Annotated in this window: 21 protein-coding genes; 10 read left to right on the forward strand and 11 right to left on the reverse strand. The window is 41.6% G+C overall.

The window, feature by feature from the left end; all coding sequences use genetic code 11:
• Window positions 1–99 precede the first annotated feature (99 nt).
• The gene (locus ACEN9X_RS13845) at window positions 100–1,605 is read left to right on the forward strand and encodes an NAD(P)H-hydrate dehydratase (protein ID WP_413670922.1); all 1,506 of its coding nucleotides are present in this window, start codon (window positions 100–102) and stop codon (window positions 1,603–1,605) included.
• Between the two features lie 347 nt (window positions 1,606–1,952).
• On the opposite strand, the gene ACEN9X_RS13850 is transcribed toward ACEN9X_RS13845, so the two are convergent.
• The 6 genes from ACEN9X_RS13850 to ACEN9X_RS13875 all read right to left on the reverse strand — a co-directional run bounded on the left by ACEN9X_RS13850 (window position 1,953) and on the right by ACEN9X_RS13875 (window position 6,308).
• Window positions 1,953–2,774, reverse strand: a complete 822-nt coding sequence (locus tag ACEN9X_RS13850) for an anti-sigma factor domain-containing protein (RefSeq protein WP_413670923.1) — start codon at window positions 2,772–2,774, stop codon at window positions 1,953–1,955.
• 2 nt (window positions 2,775–2,776) lie between these two features.
• Window positions 2,777–3,304, reverse strand: a complete 528-nt coding sequence (locus tag ACEN9X_RS13855; protein WP_413670924.1) for an RNA polymerase sigma factor — start codon at window positions 3,302–3,304, stop codon at window positions 2,777–2,779.
• Between the two features lie 49 nt (window positions 3,305–3,353).
• The gene (lipA, locus tag ACEN9X_RS13860; protein WP_091220137.1) at window positions 3,354–4,235 is read right to left on the reverse strand and encodes a lipoyl synthase; all 882 of its coding nucleotides are present in this window, start codon (window positions 4,233–4,235) and stop codon (window positions 3,354–3,356) included.
• Window positions 4,236–4,388: 153 nt separating this feature from the next.
• Window positions 4,389–4,718, reverse strand: a complete 330-nt coding sequence (ytxJ, locus tag ACEN9X_RS13865) for a bacillithiol system redox-active protein YtxJ (protein WP_413670925.1) — start codon at window positions 4,716–4,718, stop codon at window positions 4,389–4,391.
• Window positions 4,719–4,946: 228 nt separating this feature from the next.
• Entirely contained in the window at window positions 4,947–5,441 is a 495-nt protein-coding gene (gene ribH, locus ACEN9X_RS13870) for a 6,7-dimethyl-8-ribityllumazine synthase (RefSeq protein ID WP_413670926.1), read from the reverse strand.
• A 189-nt stretch (window positions 5,442–5,630) separates the two neighbouring features.
• Window positions 5,631–6,308, reverse strand: a complete 678-nt coding sequence (locus ACEN9X_RS13875; RefSeq protein WP_413670927.1) for a tetratricopeptide repeat protein — start codon at window positions 6,306–6,308, stop codon at window positions 5,631–5,633.
• A gap of 237 nt (window positions 6,309–6,545) precedes the next feature.
• Here ACEN9X_RS13875 and recF point away from each other — a divergent pair, with 237 nt between their 5' ends.
• Complete coding sequence (gene recF, locus ACEN9X_RS13880) at window positions 6,546–7,646, forward strand: DNA replication/repair protein RecF (protein WP_413670928.1); 1,101 nt, start codon at window positions 6,546–6,548, stop codon at window positions 7,644–7,646.
• On the forward strand, window positions 7,639–7,929 hold the full coding sequence (locus tag ACEN9X_RS13885; protein ID WP_377025040.1) for a DUF721 domain-containing protein: 291 nt from the start codon (window positions 7,639–7,641) through the stop codon (window positions 7,927–7,929). The genes recF and ACEN9X_RS13885 overlap by 8 nt, the downstream gene beginning before the upstream one ends.
• Here ACEN9X_RS13885 and ACEN9X_RS13890 read toward each other — a convergent pair.
• Window positions 7,916–8,113 carry a hypothetical protein gene (locus ACEN9X_RS13890; RefSeq protein WP_413670929.1) on the reverse strand — a complete coding sequence of 66 codons (198 nt, stop codon included), beginning with the start codon at window positions 8,111–8,113 and terminating at the stop codon, window positions 7,916–7,918. The genes ACEN9X_RS13885 and ACEN9X_RS13890 overlap by 14 nt on opposite strands.
• A gap of 149 nt (window positions 8,114–8,262) precedes the next feature.
• Window positions 8,263–8,682, reverse strand: a complete 420-nt coding sequence (locus tag ACEN9X_RS13895) for a nucleoside-diphosphate kinase (RefSeq protein ID WP_110586614.1) — start codon at window positions 8,680–8,682, stop codon at window positions 8,263–8,265.
• Between the two features lie 199 nt (window positions 8,683–8,881).
• Between ACEN9X_RS13895 and ACEN9X_RS13900 the strand changes: the two genes are divergently transcribed.
• From ACEN9X_RS13900 to ACEN9X_RS13925, 6 genes are all read left to right on the forward strand, one after another.
• Window positions 8,882–9,892, forward strand: a complete 1,011-nt coding sequence (locus ACEN9X_RS13900; protein WP_413670930.1) for a DHH family phosphoesterase — start codon at window positions 8,882–8,884, stop codon at window positions 9,890–9,892.
• 7 nt (window positions 9,893–9,899) lie between these two features.
• Window positions 9,900–10,889, forward strand: a complete 990-nt coding sequence (locus tag ACEN9X_RS13905) for an FKBP-type peptidyl-prolyl cis-trans isomerase (RefSeq protein ID WP_413670931.1) — start codon at window positions 9,900–9,902, stop codon at window positions 10,887–10,889.
• Window positions 10,890–10,950: 61 nt separating this feature from the next.
• The gene (locus tag ACEN9X_RS13910; protein ID WP_413670932.1) at window positions 10,951–11,955 is read left to right on the forward strand and encodes an FKBP-type peptidyl-prolyl cis-trans isomerase; all 1,005 of its coding nucleotides are present in this window, start codon (window positions 10,951–10,953) and stop codon (window positions 11,953–11,955) included.
• Between the two features lie 137 nt (window positions 11,956–12,092).
• The gene (locus ACEN9X_RS13915; RefSeq protein ID WP_413670933.1) at window positions 12,093–12,860 is read left to right on the forward strand and encodes a TatD family hydrolase; all 768 of its coding nucleotides are present in this window, start codon (window positions 12,093–12,095) and stop codon (window positions 12,858–12,860) included.
• A 36-nt stretch (window positions 12,861–12,896) separates the two neighbouring features.
• Window positions 12,897–13,919, forward strand: a complete 1,023-nt coding sequence (locus tag ACEN9X_RS13920) for an asparaginase (RefSeq protein WP_413670934.1) — start codon at window positions 12,897–12,899, stop codon at window positions 13,917–13,919.
• Window positions 13,920–14,281: 362 nt separating this feature from the next.
• Window positions 14,282–14,722, forward strand: coding sequence for an SRPBCC family protein (locus tag ACEN9X_RS13925; RefSeq protein ID WP_413670935.1), 441 nt, complete (start codon window positions 14,282–14,284; stop codon window positions 14,720–14,722).
• Window positions 14,723–14,757: 35 nt separating this feature from the next.
• Here ACEN9X_RS13925 and ACEN9X_RS13930 read toward each other — a convergent pair whose 3' ends face one another.
• Complete coding sequence (locus ACEN9X_RS13930) at window positions 14,758–15,468, reverse strand: LytR/AlgR family response regulator transcription factor (protein ID WP_413670936.1); 711 nt, start codon at window positions 15,466–15,468, stop codon at window positions 14,758–14,760.
• Entirely contained in the window at window positions 15,465–16,484 is a 1,020-nt protein-coding gene (locus ACEN9X_RS13935) for a sensor histidine kinase (RefSeq protein ID WP_413670937.1), read from the reverse strand. The genes ACEN9X_RS13930 and ACEN9X_RS13935 overlap by 4 nt, the downstream gene beginning before the upstream one ends.
• Before the next feature lie 235 nt (window positions 16,485–16,719).
• Here ACEN9X_RS13935 and ACEN9X_RS13940 point away from each other — a divergent pair, with 235 nt between their 5' ends.
• Complete coding sequence (locus tag ACEN9X_RS13940; protein WP_413670938.1) at window positions 16,720–17,532, forward strand: hypothetical protein; 813 nt, start codon at window positions 16,720–16,722, stop codon at window positions 17,530–17,532.
• Window positions 17,533–17,806: 274 nt separating this feature from the next.
• On the opposite strand, the gene ACEN9X_RS13945 is transcribed toward ACEN9X_RS13940, so the two are convergent.
• Complete coding sequence (locus ACEN9X_RS13945; RefSeq protein WP_413670939.1) at window positions 17,807–19,195, reverse strand: glycosyl hydrolase family 18 protein; 1,389 nt, start codon at window positions 19,193–19,195, stop codon at window positions 17,807–17,809.
• Window positions 19,196–19,263: the final 68 nt, after the last annotated feature.

Here is a 19,263-nt window from a genome sequence, read left to right on the forward strand (position 1 = left end):
CTACATTTTCTGATAATTAGGGCGGCCGGGATGGCCGCCTTTTTTTGTTTATCCTAATTTCTCCTCAAACAAATCACATAAATCCTTACTTTAGGATATATGCTTCCTTTATTAATTGCCGAACAAATTCGAGAGGGCGATGCCTATACCATTGCCAATGAACCGATATCTTCCATCGACCTGATGGAGCGTGCCTCAAGGGCTTTTGTTGGTTGGTTTGCTAACCATTTTCCCGATAGAAATCAGGGGATAACGTTTTATTGCGGAACCGGAAATAACGGAGGCGACGGATTGGCTATAGCCCGTTTGCTTTGTGAGCATCATTACAACAAACTAAATGTTGTTGTTGCAAGGTTTTCGGATAAAGCATCAGATGATTTTAACACCAACCTGCAAAGGATCAAAAAAACATGTGTAAAGTTATCGGAGCTTGCCTCGGGTGAAAAAATTCCCTTCGACGACAGTCCGGTAATTATTGATGCTTTGCTTGGCAGCGGCTTAAACAAGCCGCTTTCCGGCGATTATAAGAAGCTGGTTACATACATCAATGATCTTGAACGCACGGTTGTTGCGGTTGATGTGCCTACTGGTTTCTTTTCGGAAGGAGAAGCTGCTAAAGATACCGTCGCAATAAAAGCCGACCTGGTAATTACCTTTCAGCAACCCAGGATCAATTTTCTGCTACCCGAATCTGCTCCTTACATCAATTGCTGGGAAGCGGTGAATATTGGCATCAGCGAAAAATTTGTACAGGGACTGCATTCGCCATACCAATTTGTTGAAGAAAAGGATATCAGGCAAATGCTGAAACCCCGGCATCGTTTCAGTAACAAAGGAACTTATGGGCATGCGCTGATTGTTGCGGGGCAAGCCAAAACCATGGGGGCGGCGTTGCTAAGCTCATCAGCGGCGGCACACGCCGGGGCCGGCCTTACAACAGCCTGCATCCCCGAAAGCGGTTTAACGGCACTTAATAGCTATCTGCCGGAAATTATGGCCATAGTGAGAAATAGTGACGGGCTGCCAGAAATTGAATGGGATAAATTTAGTTCGATAGCAGTTGGGCCTGGTTTAGGAAAAGACGATAACTCATTATCGTTGTTAAAAGCTATCATCAAAAACTATAAAAAGCCAATGGTTATTGATGCCGACGCTTTAAACCTGCTTGCCGAAAATAAGGAATTGTTACAAGGCTTACCGCCCGGAAGCATCTTAACCCCGCACATGAAAGAGTTTGACCGGCTTTTTGGCGAACATACCAACTGGTGGCAACGACTGCAGACATCCATAAAAAAAGCAAAGGAGCTGAATTTATGTATCCTGCTTAAAAATGATTATACCATTGTTGCCACTCCTAACGGTACAGCTTATTTTAATTCATCAGGAAATGCTGCTATGGCAAGCGGAGGGATGGGTGATGTACTTACAGGAATTATAGCGGCTTTGCTGGGTCAAAAGTATCCACCGGAGCAGGCCTGTATTATTGGGGCCTATATTCATGGTAAAGCCGGAGACGAACTGGCGCTCCCAAACCGGATGCATGTAGTTTTGCCTGGTAAACTTATCGCGCAACTGCCGGTTACTATGGCAAAATTAAAGGCATAAAAAAACGGCTGCAAGTATCATACAGCCGTTTTAATTAACTATTAACTGATCTTATAAAGAACTAAATACTCAAATCTGGGGGTTAGGATTTTTATGGTTTATTTGTCGTTTTATTTCCTAACTATTCATAAGACGCCTGCACGTACTTATTAGTTACAAAAAAACTAATAATTGGTTTTGGTTTTCGTTAAAGATATGTTAAATTATTTATTCAGTGTACATTAGGTTTACACGAAATATAAGTACCTAACGCATAAAAAACAAAAAGCTTACATCATTTTCGGAATAAATCTGAAAAAAATGTAAGCTTTTTTATTGGGGGCACTTTTTTTGGCCTTTTAAGTGCTTTAGTATTTGCCAAGCACTACCATTTCTGATAATGTTGGGCTTGCACTGCCGCCTCTTGGTTCAAGAGTTACTGCAAAGGCGTCGGCAGAGGCTATTGCTTTCATGTTCTTAAATCCACTTGAATCTGCTGTTGAATCAAATACACCCAGGTCAACCGGTTTGCCGCCTACCAATGCCCAAAGCTGGTACTGATGGGTTTTGTCATTTGCAGGGAGTTTAAGGCTTTCCATGTCAATAACCACTTTTTGTTTAGATGGGCTGAAGGCCACTGTCATTATTGATTCAGGCGATTTAGCAGTACCTTTCAGGTGGATCAACTTAAACGAGGTGTCTCTTAACAGGTTCAGCTCGCTATCTTTTGCGCTAACTGTAGTGCTGAAATGCTGGTTTTGCACCTGCATGGCATTTAGCTGCGTGTTTGTATCGTTAAGACGGTTATAAAGATTATACAAAGCCACGGCGCTTGCTATTAATAAAGCAAGACAGGCGGCAAATGCATACTTGTAAAAATTGGTTTCTTTTTCCGGCTGCATAACAACAACGTTTTCACGTTCTACGTGCGTTTGTGTAGGAAAGTTATTGTCGTCGCCAAAGTTGGTAAGTAAGCTGCCTAATATCCGGCCGCGGAGATGTTCGGGTGGTTCAATGGCGTTTTCTTCAGCATACAGTTCTATCGAGCGCTCAATTTCATCCAGTTCAGCTTTAATAGCCGGATGTTTTGAAGCCATCTCTTCAACCTGTAACTTTTCGGCAGAGGTTACATCCCCCAAAACGTAAAGTTCCAGTATCCCTGATTCTATATATGCTTTTAAATCTTCCACTTTCAATTAAAATGTTTTCTGAGTTCCTGGATAGCCATCCGTAACCTGGTTTTAATGGTGCCCAACGGAATGCCCAATTCTTCGGCAGCTTCCACATGGGTATAGCCTTTAAAATACACCAGATCAATGATCTGCTTTTGCTCGGGTTTTAGTTTTTGCACTAAATCTTTAACCCCCGTTAACTCAGGCTTGTAAACTGTGTTTCTTTGCTCGTCAATGAAAGTTACGTTATTTTCAATCTCCTGGTTTTTGTTTTGGTTTTTAAAATCTTTTGATCTGATCTTATCTATCGCGAGGTTGCGCGCGATATTAACCATCCAGGTAAATAAACGGCCTTTTTCAGTACTGTAGCTTGAAAAGGAATGCCAGATTTTTACAAAAGTTTCCTGTAAAACATCTTCGGCTATAGCGGTGTCATTTATAATGCGTGATATTACCCCGAATAACGAGGCCGAATACATATCGTATAACGCTTCGACGGCGATTTTTTCCCGGTGCTGTAATGACAGCACCAGTTCATCTTCCGACATCGATATTTTTCGTTTTTTACTCAACTTGGTGAAAGATATAAAGGAATTATCACATTTCAAACAGATGTTTTTCTGCATGATAGGATGAGCGTACCAACGGGCCGCTTTCCACATATCTAAAACCCTTATCAAGTCCAAATTGTTTGTAACGGGCAAACTGGTCGGGATGGATCCAGTCTATCACCGGGTGATGGTTACGTGTAGGTTGTAAGTACTGCCCTAACGTAAGGATGTGAACACCGGCAGCTAGCAAATCGTCCATTGCTTCCAGTACATCATCTTCAGTTTCACCTAAACCGAGCATAATGCCTGATTTTGTACGTAAGCCTGCTTCTGAAATATGTTTCAGTGCTTCAAGGCTACGGTCATATTTCGCCTGGATGCGTACCTCTTTGGTAAGTCGCCTTACGGTTTCAAGGTTGTGCGATACCACCTCGGGCCTGGTTTCTAAAACGCGGGCAAGGTTATCCCAGTTGCCTTTAAAATCAGGCAGCAGGGTTTCTAAAGTAGTATCAGGGCTTTGGCGGCGGATAGCATTGATGGTCTCAGCCCAAATAATGGAACCTCCATCTTTTAAATCGTCGCGGTCAACCGAGGTAATAACACAATGTTTTACCTGCATTAATTGTACCGAGGTTGCTACGCGGTTTGGCTCATCAACATCAACGGCTAAAGGCCTGCCGGTTGCAACAGCACAAAACGAACACGAACGGGTACAAATGTTACCAAGGATCATGAAAGTGGCTGTACCGGCTCCCCAGCACTCGCCCATATTGGGACAATTACCACTTTCACATATAGTGTGCAGCTTATGGGTATCAACCAGGCTGCGAACATGAGCATATTCTTTTCCTGTAGGAAGCTTAACCCTAAGCCAATCGGGCTTACGTACGGGCTGGCTAACAGCAGGAACTACCGGCAATTCTATCATGGTACAAATGTAGTTAAATATTTAGTTGATGGGGAATGGTTCATAGTTCATAGTAGCAGCAAATGACTGCAAAATGATCATTTGCTGTAACGTACTAATATTAAAAATACTTTATGAACCCATGAACCATGAACTATGATCCATGAACAAAATCTAATTCAATACCTCTAAAGTTTCGTCAATCGAGATGCCGCTGTGCGATTGATCAAGGATGCATTCGCCATCTTTAATAAGTAATAATTGTGGCGATTCATGGTGTACCTGGAATAATTGCGCTACCTGGTTTGACAGGTCGCGATATTTGATCAGGTCTAAAAAGTAAAGGGGCATATTTTCGGGAAGATTATCCCAGTCGAGTTCAAAACGTCTTTTTGCCATCATGCTGATGGAGCAACGCGTACTATGTTTAAATATAAGGCTATAGCCTTCCTGTTGTTTGATCGCCATTAGCTGATCGGCCGTCTCCAACGAAATCCAGTTCATATTATTAATAGTTAAAATGCTATAACGTAATTATAACACAAAAACTGCGTAGTGTGTTTAAGCAGGTTTAAAAATGACAATTATCTGTTAACGACCTGTTTTAGGATATGAACCGTAAGCCGGGCATAATTTATTTGAGCAGGATGACACTGTTGCAACCGCAGCGGCTATAAGTGCTATGTAAACTAATTTTTTCATATTGAGCTAAATTAACTGCTTTAACGGGTTTTAACTGTTTAATGTTTCAGCAAGGGCGGCCATTTTAATGGCGGTGATAGCTGCTTCATCGCCTTTGTTGCCATGTTTGCCGCCAGCCCTGTCAATGGCCTGTTGCTGATTGTCGGTAGTTAATACACCAAATATAACAGGTTTTGAATATTTTATAGATACATTGCTTACGCCGTGCGCCACCGCGTCGCAAATAAAATCAAAATGCCTTGTTTCACCCTGGATTACACAGCCCAGACAGATAACCGCATCAAGACCACCTTTTTGTAATAACAGGTCGGCCCCCGAGGTAAGCTCAAAGCTGCCCGGTACCTGGTATGAAAAAATGTTTTCGGCCAGTGCTCCATTACTTACCAGGCTTTGATATGCGCCCTGGTAAAGGGCATTGGTAATTTCGGCATTCCATTCGGCCACAACTATGCCAAAACGGTATGGTGCTGCTGATGGTATTTCGGTATTTGAAAAGTCTGAAAGGTTTTTAAGATGGGTAGCCATTTTGATTTCGGATTTGGGAATTTCGATTTCAGATATTTTTTATTTCGAATGTTCGATTTCGGATTTAGTTTATGGCGCATATGTAAATAAAAGGCCATAAATAAAAAATGTTCGATCTCTGAATTATGTAAGTTGTAATATCACTACTTCATAAATCCGAAATCGAACATCCGAAATCCGATATTAAAATTATTGTTTTGCTTCGGCGCGGGCTATATATTCGTCGATATTTTGAGCCTCTGCGCTTTCTGGATATTCAGTTTTTATTCTCTTGTATGCTTCAGCCGCATCTTTGTTGTTTTTCTGAGCTTCGTAAGTTAAACCTAACTTTTTAAGGTAAAGCGGAGATAAAAATTTATTTTTTGCTTTATCAGCAGCTTTGCTGAAATAGGTTTCTGCTTTTTCGTAATCTTTCAGTTCAACATAAGCGTCGCCGGTGCTGCCAAAAGCTTCAGCTGCAACCATGTTGTCGTCTCCGCGGTAGTTGGTAAGGTTGTCAATAGCTTTACGGTAATCGCCTTTGTTTAAATAAGCTGTACCTAAATAAAAATAAGCAAGGTTAGCAGCTTTGGTATTGCTGTAATCACTGATGATCTTTTCAAAACCAGGGAAACCGGCATCACCTTTAATAGCTTTATCCCAGTTTTTTTGCTGCCAAAAATCCTGAGCTTTATACATTTGGTTAGCAGCAGTTACTTCACGTGGACCTAAGTATAATTTAATGTAAATGAAATAGATTGCAATAAGGGCAATAATAGCCCCTACAATAAACAGTAAGCTTTTCTGGTTCTCGCGTACAAATTTGCCACTCTGACCAAAATTGTTTTCTGGTGCTGCAATTTTGGTGTTCGCCTGGGTTTTTGACATTGTTGTTCTAAAATTAAGTTTGCAAAAATACGGTTTTCAAATTTACTGGCAATACCTTTTGTATTAAATCTTTAAAGAGGGATAGTTCATAGTTGATAGTTCATGGTTCATAGCCTTAGGCTTGTAGTTTTTAGGCTATTTAGGGAGATATAATTTGGTCTATAAATGATGATAATAGCCATGAACTATCAACCATGAACCATGAACAACCAAATAAAACCGTAAATTTGCCATCCCATGCACCTTCAGCAACTGTCAGTTATTAACTTTAAAAATTACGATGAGGCCGAACTGGTTTTCAGCGAGGGGGTTAATGCTTTTACGGGTAATAACGGTGCAGGTAAAACTAACTTGCTTGATGCCATTCATTATCTGTCGTTATGCAAAAGCTATTTTAACCCGATAGACAGCCAGCAGATTAAGCAGGACGCCGATTTTTTTATCATTACAGGGGTTTTTAATAAAAATGACCAGCCCGAGGCTGTAGCCTGTTCGGTAAAGCGCAATCAGAAAAAACAATTTAAACGTAATAAAAAGGATTATCAGCGCCTGGCCGATCATATTGGATTACTGCCGCTGGTGATGATATCGCCAAACGATACCGGTATTATAACCGAAGGAAGCGAAGAACGCCGTAAGTTTATTGATAATGTGATATCGCAAACAGATAATCATTACTTAGATGAGCTGATTGTTTATAATAAGATCCTCACTAACCGCAATGCGCTTTTAAAGCAGGTTGCTGATACCGGCCGTTATGATGCGGGGCTGTTTGAAGTGATTGATGAGCAGCTGACAGCTTCGGGAAATCGTATTTTTGAAAGGCGGCGTGCTTTTATGGAGACTTTTGTGCCGGTATTTAACAGGCATTATGATTTTTTAAGTGATAACGCTGAGCGCGTTGAGCTGGTATACGAGTCTCAACTGCTTAATGATGATTTTAATAACTTATTAAGCAAAAGTATTGACCGCGATAAGGTATTGCAACGTACCACCGCCGGTATTCATAAAGACGAGCTGCAATTTAATATTCACGGCATGGCAATGAAGAAATTTGGATCGCAGGGGCAGCAAAAATCATTTTTAATTGCGCTTAAGCTTGCTCAGTATACTTTCTTGTACCAGCAAAAAGGGTTTAAGCCATTGCTTTTGCTTGATGATATTTTTGATAAGCTCGATGATGGACGGGTTACCAAATTAATGCAAATGGTATCTAACAACGATTTTGGCCAGGTTTTTATCACTGATACCGGCGTTGAGCGTGTTGAAAACGTTTTTAATAAAATAGGAGTGCCTGTTAAGCTATTTAAAGTAAAGGGAGGAACGATTGATGCGTAAAACTAACGACAAAACACTTAAAGAAGCTATTGAGCAAATGCTTAATGTGTATAAGATCAAAAGGCGTTTTGATGAAACCGGCGTTATTACAGCATGGCCAAACCTGGTAGGCAAATCGGTAGCTAACCGCACTAAAGAGTTATTTGTACGCGACAAGAAATTATTTCTGCGGATAGAATCATCAGTAATAAAAAATGAACTGATGCTGATGCGCAGCCAGATAATTGAAAAAATAAATAACGAAGCCAAAAGTGTGCTGGTTGAAGAAATTATCTTCCTCTAAGCATGCGCAAACTGTGGTGCTTTAATTTAAGATCGTCGGTAAGCTTTGAATAGGCAAGGATGAACAAGCCCGGGATAGTGAAAGCAAGTTGTGCTTCAGGATGAGTTCTGTAAAGCATAATAGAGCCAATAACCAATAATACCAATATTAGTACGTAAAATATGTATTTGAATAGCGGTTTCATGGTGCTCAGGGTTATCGGTTTTTCTAAATATGTAATACAGTTCAGGTGCGGATGTAAAGTTAAAAAAAATGTAACCATACTTGCAAGAAAAACGTAAACATTTCGGGCGCAACCCGCTGATTGCTTGATTACGCCCGAAATAAGGCTAATTAAAACCTTTCAAAAGCCGAGAAAAAGAAGTTTCCTTCAATATCGGCATTCTCATCAGAGTCTGAACCGTGAACAGCATTTTCGCCAATTGACCTTGCATAAAGGTTACGGATAGTGCCTTCGGCAGCATCAGCCGGGTTAGTAGCTCCAATTAAAGTGCGGAACTCAGTAATAGCGTTGTCTTTTTCAAGGATCGCCGCTACGATAGGGCCTGATGACATAAATTCAACTAACCCATTATAGAAAGGGCGCTCTTTATGTACTTCGTAAAACTGTCCGGCTTTTTCGGCAGATAGTTTAGTGTATTTAAGCGCTACAATTTTAAAGCCGTTTTTGGTTATAATGTCTAAAATTGCACCGATATGGCCGTCAGCAACAGCATCAGGCTTGATCATGGTAAATGTTCTGTTAGTTTTCATTGAAATAATTATTACTTTTTTGGGTTATTAATAAACTATTTGCCTTTGTTCGGTTAGTTTTAATCCACACTTGCGCGGATATTTAAAATTTGCGGCAAAAATAGGCTTTTGTAACTGTAAGATAAAGCTTTTTGAATTAAATTAGATGGTTTGTATTTCATTTATTTATTTAGCTTTGCAACTCTTTTTTTAAGAATTGATGTTAGATTTAGCTTCGCTTACTGACCTTTTAACGAAACCTCAAAAAATAGTGATCACTACCCATCATAAACCTGATGGTGATGCTATGGGTTCGTCATTGGGCTTATATAATTATTTAATACAGCAGGGCCATCATGCCAGGGTTATTGCCCCTACAGATTATCCTGACTTTTTAAGCTGGCTGCCCGGTAATGAGAATGTTATTATTTATACTGAGCACCGCGAAGAAGCTGCCGCGCTGATAGCCGACGCCAATCTTATATTTTGTCTTGACTTTAATGCCCTAAGCCGTATCAATGATATGGGCGAACTTGTAGGTGCAAGCAGTGCCTATAAGATCATGATCGATCATCACCTGGAGCCGGCCGATTTTGACGATTACAGGCACTGGGATATCAATGCCTGCGCCACCGCGCAACTGGTATATGATTTTATTGTAAATGAACTTCACCATAAAGAGCTTGTAAACAAGGACGTGGCAACCTGTCTTTATACAGGTATCATGACCGACTCTGCTTCGTTCAGGCTTCCAAACACTACATCGGCAGTGCACCGCATTGTAGCCGACCTGATTGATGCAGGTGCGGTGAACTGGCGTATTCACGAATTGGTGTATAATAGTGCGTCTGAAAACAGGCTCCGCTTTTTGGGGCATTGCCTGGCTAATTGCCTGGAAGTACTGCCCGAATTTAATACCGCTATTATTGCCGTTAGCAAACAAGATCTGGAACGGTTTGACGTTGAAACCGGCGATACAGAAGGCGTAGTGAATTATGCATTATCAATGGCAAGCATCCGTTTGGCAGCCTTTATAGTTGAACGTAGCGACAGGGTAAAACTTTCGTTACGGTCAAAAGGAGAGTTTCCGGCTAACGAGATTTGCAAAAAATACTTTAATGGGGGAGGTCACCGTAATGCCGCCGGCGGCCATTCTGAACATAGCCTTGAAGAGGTTATAACTCAATTTAAACAAATTTTACCCGAATATAAAAAGCTATTAATACAGTAAAAAAGTAATGATGAAAAAAAAACTGATGTTTCTGTCACTTGCGGCTATAGGATTTGCAAGTTGCAACGGTGGGTTTAAGCAGGGCGAAGGCGGCTTGCTTTATAATATCCACACTTCAAAAGGCAATCCTAAAGTTAAGGAAGGTGACTTTTTGACACTGAACATGATCCTTAAAACGGATAAAGATTCAATTATCAATAACTCATATGATAATGGCCAGCCTATACCAACGCTGATGCCTAAACCTCAAACTAAAGGCGATATTGTTTCTGGTTTAAGCTTACTGGGTGAAGGCGATAGTGCTACATTCAAAATAGCTGCCGATTCGGTATTTAAAGGTGGCCAGCAACGCCCGCCGGGCTTTAAAGGCAAATACCTGGTTTATACAATTAAAATTGAAAAGGTTATTCAAAAAGGCGCTCTTAATGAGCAAGCTTTCCGCGATCGTGTTACTCAATACATGAAAGGTCAAACCGATGCGCTTAAAGGTAAAGAGCCTGCTAAAATCCAGGGTTATTTAGATGGTCATAAAGACCTGAAATTTGTAAAAACAGCTTCAGGCTTAAACTATGCTGTTACTACTCCGGGCAGCGGTGCAAATGTAGCGGTTGGTGATACTGCAGTAATCAACTATACTTTAAGGCTTGTTAGCGGCAAAGTTTTGGAAACAAGTATTAAAGAAGTTGCTGTGAAAGAAAAAATGCAGATCAACCCGATGAACCCTTATCAGCCTATCCGTATCCCGGTAGGTGAAGGTAAAGTGATTAAAGGTTGGGATGAAGCTTTCCAACTGTTTAACAAAGGTACCAAAGCGGTGTTGGTTGTTCCTTCATCATTAGGTTATGGAGATCAGGGCAGCCCGCAAATGCAGCCATACACACCGCTTGTATTTGAGGTTGAGTTGGTAAATATCGTCCACCCAAATCCAAATGCACCAAAACCGGTTATGCCGCAAATGCAAATGCCAACGCCAACGGCAGCTCCGACCACGAAATAATTATACTATTTTACAAAGCCTTTCCTGCCCAAAACAGGGAAGGCTTTTTTATTTATAGCTTATGAAAAAATACATCTTATATTTTATAGCTCCTTTACTAACCATTTCGGCTTTAAACGCTAATGCACAAACAGGTGGCGTGAAAAAGCGTACGGTTGCAGCTAAAAGCGGAGTTGTAAAAAAGCCTGCTGTTGTGAAAAAGAGCGTCACTCCCGCCGAAGTGACCGGAATGCTTAAAACAAGCAAAGGTTCATTTTATAAAATCTACACTGCTAACCCTGGTCCAAAGGCTAAGATTAGCGACGTGATCACCTTTAACTTTATTCAAAAAACAGGTAAGGACTCCGTGTTATTTAGCAGCTACACTGCCGGGCACCCTGCACAAGCGCAAATTCAGCCATCGCGCGGTTTGGGCGATATGATGGATGTTTTTCCATTACTTGCAGCCAAAGACAGCGCATTGGTGAAAATTCCTGCCGATTCAATATTTAAAGGCCATGAAGAGGCCCGTCCGCCGTTTTTCCCTAAAGGCAGTTTCCTAAGTTTCGTGATAAAAATGGAAAAAATCCAGTCGATAAATGAAGCTATGGCCGAAAGAAATGCTGCGATGGAGAAACAAAAGCAAGCCGAAATTGCGGCTGCCAATGAATACATAACCTCTCACGGACTTAAAACTACCAGCACAAGCTCTGGTCTTCAGTATGTTATTACAGCGCCTACCGATAAATACAAACCGGTAAATGGCGATACCGTACTGGTAAATTACACAGGCAAATTACTTAACGGAAAGGTATTTGACAGCAGCATTGAAGCTAACGCCAAAGCTGCAGGTTTAGATCAGCCTGGCCGTCCTTATGAGCCTATCAGTGTTGTTGTTGGCGAAGGCCGTGTGATACCTGGATGGGAAGAAGCCTTACTGTTGATGAACGAAGGCTCAAAAGCTACCTTCATCATTCCGTCGGGCCTTGCTTATGGCGAAAGAGGTTCGGGGGCTATCCCGCCAAACAGTACGCTGGCGTTTGACATGGAACTGGTAAAAGTGAAACCTGCCAAAAAGACCAATTAATTGGAAATGTATCATAATCAACCTTCTGCCCCAAAAGCAGGAGGTTTTTTGTTTACAGGAGGCAATTTTTAATTAAGCGGGTTTATACTTTGCAGTTATAAATTCGTTATTAAGTATTCAAGGTTTATTTTTGCAGCATGGTTTTAACCGACACGCATACCCATCTATATTACGAAACCATTCCTGAAAAGCGCGCAGCGTTAATGCAGCGTTGTATCGATAATAACATCACCCGTTTATTTTTGCCCAATGTTGATGCCGCTTCTGTGCCATTGGTTTATGGCCTGGTAAACGATTATCCTCAATATTGTTACCCGATGCTGGGTTTGCATCCCTGCGATGTAAAGGAAAATTGGGAGGCCGAGCTTGCAGCGATTATGGATGCCCATCAGCAAAATAAAATTTATGCCATAGGCGAGATCGGTATTGACCTGTATTGGGATAAAACCCACTTGAAGGAGCAGGTAGATGCCTTTGTAAAGCAGATCAACTGGGCTAAAAGCCTTGACCTGCCGATAGTGATTCACTGCCGTGATGCTTTTGACGAGGTATACGAAGTGCTGAAACAGGAGGCCGATGAAAAACTGCGCGGTATTTTTCATTGCTTTGGCGGTACAGTTGAGCAGGCGCAACAGGTGATCGACCTTAATTTTTATCTTGGGATAGGGGGCGTAGTGACCTATAAAAACTCAGGACTCGATAAAGTAATACCGGAAATTGACTTAAAGCATATAGTTTTAGAAACAGATTCTCCGTACCTTACGCCCGTTCCGTTCAGGGGTAAACCTAATGAAAGTTCGTACCTGGTGTATATTGCCGAGAAGGTAGCCGAGCTTCACCACACAAGCATTGAAAAAGTGGCCGGGGTCACTACCGAAAATTCCAGGCTTGTATTCGGAATTTAAATTGTTTAATATTTTACCACAGCATAAACTTAATTAATGAGCCAAATTTTAATCATCTATACCGGAGGGACAATAGGTATGATGAGTGATCCGGTTACAAAGGTGCTCAAGCCTATCAACTTTGAGCAAATAATGGATAATGTGCCTGAGCTTGAAAAGCTTAACTGCCGTATCAAAGTACATTCATTTGATGAGATCATTGATTCGTCGAACATGAACCCTGAGATCTGGAGCGAGCTTGCCGGACTTATCCAGTCTAACTATCATGACAACGATGGCTTTGTAATTTTGCATGGATCAGATACCATGGCTTACACTGCATCGGCATTAAGTTTTATGTTAGAGAACTTAGGCAAGCCAATCATTTTCACAGGCTCACAATTGCCTATCAGCGCTATCCGTACGGATGCGAAGGAAAACCTGATGACGGCTATTGAGATAGCCAAAGCCAAAAAGAATGATCGCGCCCGTGTGCCTGAAGTTTGTATCTATTTTGATTATAAACTTTTCCGCGGTAACAGGGCTTTTAAGTACAATTCATCAAAGTTTGAGGCTTTCCGCTCACCAAACTATCCAATACTGGCGGAATCGGGAGTGCATTTACGTTTTAGCGTAAACGATATCAGGTTGCCCGAAGATGAAAGCTCCCTCATTGTGCACAACAACCTGGTAAGTGATGTGGGCGTATTGAAACTCTATCCTGGTATAAGCCCTAAAGTGGTTGAAAATATTTTAAGCGCTGATGTGCGGGGCATAGTAATGGAAACTTTTGGCGCCGGCAATACTACCACCGATAGCTGGTTTATCGATCTGTTGAAAAACGCCATCGATAGTGGCAAAGTAATTCTTGATATCTCGCAATGTAAGGTTGGTACCGTTGAACTGGGGCGTTATGAAACCAGCAAACACCTGAAGGATGTAGGAGTGGCTAACGGTTATGATATGACTTTCGAGTCTGCGGTAACCAAAATGATGTACCTGCTGGGCCAAAGCGATGACCCATTGCAGGTTAAAGAATGGCTGGAAACGGATTTGAGGGGGGAGATAACAGTATCGTAAAGAGATAAGCATTATGTAATTTTTTATAGCAAAGAGGCTGTATCATAAACCGTGATACAGCTTTTTTTTACTTATTCAGATACTCAAGCGATACATAGTTTCCATTTAATTAACTTTATTAACAAAATAGGGGTTAACAGGGTTAACATAATTTAGCACTAATTTTTATTTAAACTATTTATAATAAGATAGTTAAGTATTTTTTAGGCCCAAAAAGTGTTAACCCCCTTTTTTAGTGTATGGTTTTTTCGGACGAGTCAAATGTTATAGTTTAAATTTCAATTCATAGGTAACACAACATCCGGAGCATATTTTAGGTTAAAATATATATATGACTCATTTACAATATTTAAGATTACCTAATGGAAGCAACGGATACCATAAACATAGCATACCACATTAATGCAACTATAGCCGGAGTTTGGAAAGCCTGGACAGATTCCAGCCTTATTCTGAAATGGTTTGGCTCCGATCCTCAGGGCACAGGGATTAAAGCCAGGCTTAATGTACAACCAGGTGGTACTTTTGAGGTTACTTTTAAAAACGGTGACGGAACGGTACATACCTGCTATGGTGTTTATGCAGAAGTTGACGAACCGAATAAACTAACTTTCACATGGAACTGGAAAAGTGAACCCGGAGTTGAATCATTTGTTACGGTATTGCTGAGGCCTGATGGCGAATCCACTCAAATGAAATTTCAACATGCTCATGTCGGGCGCGAATCAGCCCATGATTATGAGTTAGGTTGGAAGTCGACCTTTCAAAAACTGGATAAAATGTTGGTTCAAACCAATTCATGAACTGATAAATTTTACTCATGTACCAGTTCCTATGCTCAAAATATCCTTTTATTAATGATCGCCATAAAGCCATCCTTAAATTTTTCGCTCACCGGGATATGTTTATCGGCGATATAAATGTGATTGTCCTGAATTTTTACCAGTTGCCTGGTGTTTACAATATAGGAGTTATGTACACGTACAAATGGGGCCGAAAGCTGTTCTTCAATATCCTTAAGCCTGCGGTAAATAAGCAGTTGTTCTCTCCCGGTAACGAGGCGTACATATTCCTTTTCGCCTTCAAAATATAAAATCTCATCCAGCAGGATCCTGCGTAATACTTTGCCCGATTTTACGAAGAAGTAGCCTTCATCAACGGCTTGGGTTTTAGGTACTACCTGTGCAGCCTTCCCAAAATAAGCTTCAATCTTTTGCATAGCTGCTAAAAAACGTTTCAGTGTAATGGGCTTGAGCAGGTAATCGATGGTTTGATAGGTGTAGCTCTCAGCAGCGTATTCCGAATAGGCGGTTGTGAACACGATTTTGGTTTGCGGGGGCAGCAGACCGGCCAGCTCCATACCGGTTAACTGCGGCATGTTGATATCCAGAAAGATAAAATCGACCTTGTGGTTTTTCAAAAAAGCCAATGCCTCCAGCGCGTTATAGCACTTGGCTTTAAGCTGCCATTGGGTACTTTGCTGCACCAGTATTTCGAGCAGGTTTACCGCGTTGGGTTCGTCATCAATTATGATACAGCTTAAGTTCATGCTACCGGGATCTTTAAAAATGCCGAAAAGGTATTATTGCTGTTATCAATTTTCAAATCAAAATCTGCGCCGTACAGCATGGTTAGCCTTTTGGTTAAATTGGCAATACCAAAGCCGGCAGTTCGCTTGCTTCCTGCTTCGGTGTGAATAGCATTGTTGGTTTTAAAAAACAAGTAGCCATCCTGCTGAACCAAAGATATACCAATAAGGTTTTGCTCGCTTGATTTATCTATGCCATGCTTAAAAATATTCTCAACAAAAGTCATCAGCAACATAGGCGGAATACGGAGATCGGAATTAAAATTTTTTTCAAAAAATACTACTACTTCATGCCTGATCCTGATCTTTTCTAATGCGATGTAGTTTTCGATGAACTGTACCTCGGTACCAATGGTTACATCATCCTTCGGGCTTTCATCAACAAAATAGCGCATGATATCCGAAAGTTTTTCAATTAATGCCGCCGTCCGGGGCGCTTCCCGATAAGCTTCGTAATAAATATTATTGAGTGTATTGAACAAAAAGTGCGGCTGTACCTGCGATTTTAACAGGTTTAGCTCGGCCTGGCTTTTTTGTATGATGATCTCTTCGGTTTGTTGTTTCAGCTTAAAATATTCCAGCGCTATCCGGAATATCAGGCTCAGCATATAAATTAGTACCCCGCCCGCAATATAGTTAGTAATAGCTTTTAAGTTGACCGGCTCCGGCGTTTTCGCAAAGTAGCTGTTGTAGAGTAATAAAGTAATATATCCGCGCAGTGCACCAGTTGCCGCTATAAATAGGATCACCAGCAATACATACCAAACATATTTGCCTGTTTGATAAAACAGTGGATATAAAACCGATATGTTGCCATATATAATGATGGCATAAAAAGCGGTAGTTACACTGGCGTACATGGCCGATTGAGATGCCCCATCCATCGGCAAATAAGAAAAAAAGAGGAGCAGGCACACAGATACCCATACCAAAACCTGGAGCTGTTTAATTGTTGGACGGGCTTCAAATAGTTGCATTTTTTAAAATTACTAAGCTTTTTGTTTGTTAATGCCGGGTTTAAACCATCGCTGCTATTTATTCAATAAATGCAGGTAATAGTTCAACAAACCGTGCTATGGGTACATTATTGAATAAATGTAGTATCGGGCTAAAAAGAAAGAGGCAGTGGTTTAATTGATTTTACCCGGCGGTTGATAAAAAGCAGCTTTGAATTATTAACAGAAAGCGTCCTTATCAAACAATCAAATTATCATGAAAACCGAACAATTAGCCGAGAAAATCATAGCCGTGAGCCTTAGCCTTTTACTACTGTTATCACATACGCCCAAAGTATTTGCCCAAACTGATACCATCCGCATAAAAGACAAGCGCCTGAATACTTCAACGCTTAAACCGGGGTTAAGACAATACCTGGTATATTTTCAAAATACCAAAGACAGCCGCGCCCTAAAATTCTGGCTTTGGCTGCGCGATATCAATCTCGAAACCCGCAACGGTGAAAAGGTATTTACCGTAACCCAGCACTGGTATGGCAGCGATAGCTCATCGTATCGATCGATATATTCCATCAATAAAGCAGCGAATTTTGAGCCGATCTATCATTCAGAAACCATCGGCAAAAAAACAAAAGCGTTTAACTGGGCCTCTGATAAGATCACAAGTGCCGATACCGTTGCCAATAATGAAGCAAAGAATTTTAAGCTTGATTTTACTTTCCCTAACCTTAACTGGAATTTAGACATTGAAACCTTTGAGATGTTACCGCTGGCCGAAGGCAAAAGTTTTGCCATACCTTTTTATGAGGCCGGAATCCCGGCACCGCTTTATGTGGTTTATAAAGTAACCGGCAGCGAGGTAATTGCCACTTTAGATGGTAACAGGGTTGATTGCTGGAAGCTATACAACGAAAGCGATTACAATGGCCGTCACTTTACCGAAACATACTGGATCGGCAAAAAGAACCACGAGTTTTTAAAAGAAGAAGATGCTTTTGGCGGAGGTTATCGGTATAAAATAAAAATGATGGGTGCCGCCGCTAACCTGTTGCCGAGGTTTGTAAAGTGATTTTTGATGAAAATAACAAATTACTGTTGTCATTTCGAACGAACAGGTAGGGGACTTGTGTGGTAAGGGTGAGGAGAAATCTTCTACGCCCTGCATTTGCGTTTGTCCGGGTGTACAAGATTTCTCATTCGCCCCAGCGCCCATGTCCGTCCGGGCTCCATCGAAATTACATTTTCATGGATTAGCAATAAAAAGATATACAATACTTTGAAAAGCAGCCGGGGCTATGATACTGAAATCATAGCCCGGCCTTTTGTATAAGCAGTTAATAGTTTTATTGATTTAAACCAAAAGCTTCCCAGCCCGATGCTGTGGCCCGGTTACAGGTCATGGCTTGCGTACCGTTTTCGCTGGAAATGAATTTGCCGTTGTTGCCACGCAGTGTTATTTTGCCGTCGGTGGTAACTATCCAGTCAAATTTTTCCCAGTCGCCAGGTGTGGTCCGGTTACAGGTGATGGCTTGGGTGCCGTTCTCTGATGATACGTATTTACCCATGCTGCGCAGATAGATTTTGCCGCTGCCTGCATCAAGCACAGTGAAATGTTCCCAATCGCCCGCTGTTGCCCGGTTGCAGTTCATAGCTTGCGTGCCATTTTCGCCACTTACGTATAGGTTGTTGAAGCCTTTAAGCGAAATAACGGTACCGATTGGCGGAGATGATGGCGGCGTTGTGCTGCCGTTGATAACAGAGTTAATGGCCGAAAGCAATGAGTTGGAACCTGTAACATCCTGAGATAGTTCCCACATCATAATACCGCCGCCCTGGTTAATGGCCAGGGTAGTTTTGCTTTTAATAGTTGGGATGCCGTTGTAACCAATGCCATTCCAGGTATCTGAATTAGGACTGCCGCCTCCGGCAAGAATATCTGCATAAGAAGTGTAAGGTTCCCTGCCATAAAACGGAACTCCCAAAATGGCTTTAGCCTTTGGCAAGCCGCGACCGATCCAGTAGTTTAATGATGTTTGTGCCAGTGAGTATGGTGAGTGGTTTGAGCCATCGCCATCATAAGCCATCAGGTTAAGGAAGTCGACATAACCAAATACGCTGTTCAATACACTTGAGCCATCACTTGATATTACTGCTGCGGTTAACAATTTACCCTGGTTGTGAAGCGCTGTGCTTAACTGTGACATTAAGGCGGCATAGTTGTTAGCCGAAGCGCCGTCATCAGGATATTCCCAGTCGATATCGATGCCATCCAGGTTGTATTGATTGGCAAAGTTGATAAGATTGTTAACAAAATTGGTACGGGATGTTGCGTTGGCAGCTAATGTTTCAAATGCGCTGTCGTCGCCATTATTCCAGCCGCCAAATGATACCAGTACTTTTACACCATTGGCATGGCCGGTTGATACCAGGCTTTGCAGCTTGGATACATTATCTACCGCGCCAATACCGCCCGACGGAGTAGGCGCCACAAAAGCATAATTAACATGGGTAAGTTTTGAAAACTGAACGGAGCTTACCGCACCGGCCCAGCTTGGCAAATAGCCTACCACTTTAAAGCCGGGTACAGCATCAACTGCTACAGGTTTTTGAGAACTGTTATCAACCGGGTTATTAGGCTGATTGGGTGAAAAATTGTCTTTACGGCATGATGAAAGCGCGAAGAATACTACTGCTATGCACCATAGCAGGCGGGAGTTTAAAGTTGTTTTCATAAAGGTGGTTTATTGGTAAATGGATTAAGGCATAAGTCTTAAAATTCCCTCCCTTGGGAGGGGCGCGT

It is taken from the genome of Mucilaginibacter sp. Mucisp86, assembly GCF_047324315.1.
Classification (GTDB): Bacteria; Bacteroidota; Bacteroidia; order Sphingobacteriales; family Sphingobacteriaceae; genus Mucilaginibacter.

What these genes read in the sequence shown, in the direction of transcription:
- ACEN9X_RS13930 (WP_413670936.1), bottom strand. Translation starts at nt 15,468, where the DNA reads ATGAACTTAAGCTGTATCATAATTGATGACGAACCCAACGCGGTAAAC.
- ribH (WP_413670926.1), bottom strand. Translation starts at nt 5,441, where the DNA reads ATGGCTACCCATCTTAAAAACCTTTCAGACTTTTCAAATACCGAAATA.
- ACEN9X_RS13910 (WP_413670932.1), top strand. Translation starts at nt 10,951, where the DNA reads ATGAAAAAATACATCTTATATTTTATAGCTCCTTTACTAACCATTTCG.
- ACEN9X_RS13845 (WP_413670922.1), top strand. Translation starts at nt 100, where the DNA reads ATGCTTCCTTTATTAATTGCCGAACAAATTCGAGAGGGCGATGCCTAT.
- ACEN9X_RS13885 (WP_377025040.1), top strand. Translation starts at nt 7,639, where the DNA reads ATGCGTAAAACTAACGACAAAACACTTAAAGAAGCTATTGAGCAAATG.
- ACEN9X_RS13900 (WP_413670930.1), top strand. Translation starts at nt 8,882, where the DNA reads ATGTTAGATTTAGCTTCGCTTACTGACCTTTTAACGAAACCTCAAAAA.
- ACEN9X_RS13935 (WP_413670937.1), bottom strand. Translation starts at nt 16,484, where the DNA reads ATGCAACTATTTGAAGCCCGTCCAACAATTAAACAGCTCCAGGTTTTG.
- ACEN9X_RS13920 (WP_413670934.1), top strand. Translation starts at nt 12,897, where the DNA reads ATGAGCCAAATTTTAATCATCTATACCGGAGGGACAATAGGTATGATG.
- ACEN9X_RS13925 (WP_413670935.1), top strand. Translation starts at nt 14,282, where the DNA reads ATGGAAGCAACGGATACCATAAACATAGCATACCACATTAATGCAACT.
- ACEN9X_RS13855 (WP_413670924.1), bottom strand. Translation starts at nt 3,304, where the DNA reads ATGTCGGAAGATGAACTGGTGCTGTCATTACAGCACCGGGAAAAAATC.
- ACEN9X_RS13895 (WP_110586614.1), bottom strand. Translation starts at nt 8,682, where the DNA reads ATGAAAACTAACAGAACATTTACCATGATCAAGCCTGATGCTGTTGCT.
- ACEN9X_RS13945 (WP_413670939.1), bottom strand. Translation starts at nt 19,195, where the DNA reads ATGAAAACAACTTTAAACTCCCGCCTGCTATGGTGCATAGCAGTAGTA.
- ACEN9X_RS13940 (WP_413670938.1), top strand. Translation starts at nt 16,720, where the DNA reads ATGAAAACCGAACAATTAGCCGAGAAAATCATAGCCGTGAGCCTTAGC.
- ytxJ (WP_413670925.1), bottom strand. Translation starts at nt 4,718, where the DNA reads ATGAACTGGATTTCGTTGGAGACGGCCGATCAGCTAATGGCGATCAAA.
- recF (WP_413670928.1), top strand. Translation starts at nt 6,546, where the DNA reads ATGCACCTTCAGCAACTGTCAGTTATTAACTTTAAAAATTACGATGAG.
- lipA (WP_091220137.1), bottom strand. Translation starts at nt 4,235, where the DNA reads ATGATAGAATTGCCGGTAGTTCCTGCTGTTAGCCAGCCCGTACGTAAG.
- ACEN9X_RS13905 (WP_413670931.1), top strand. Translation starts at nt 9,900, where the DNA reads ATGATGAAAAAAAAACTGATGTTTCTGTCACTTGCGGCTATAGGATTT.
- ACEN9X_RS13890 (WP_413670929.1), bottom strand. Translation starts at nt 8,113, where the DNA reads ATGAAACCGCTATTCAAATACATATTTTACGTACTAATATTGGTATTA.
- ACEN9X_RS13875 (WP_413670927.1), bottom strand. Translation starts at nt 6,308, where the DNA reads ATGTCAAAAACCCAGGCGAACACCAAAATTGCAGCACCAGAAAACAAT.
- ACEN9X_RS13915 (WP_413670933.1), top strand. Translation starts at nt 12,093, where the DNA reads ATGGTTTTAACCGACACGCATACCCATCTATATTACGAAACCATTCCT.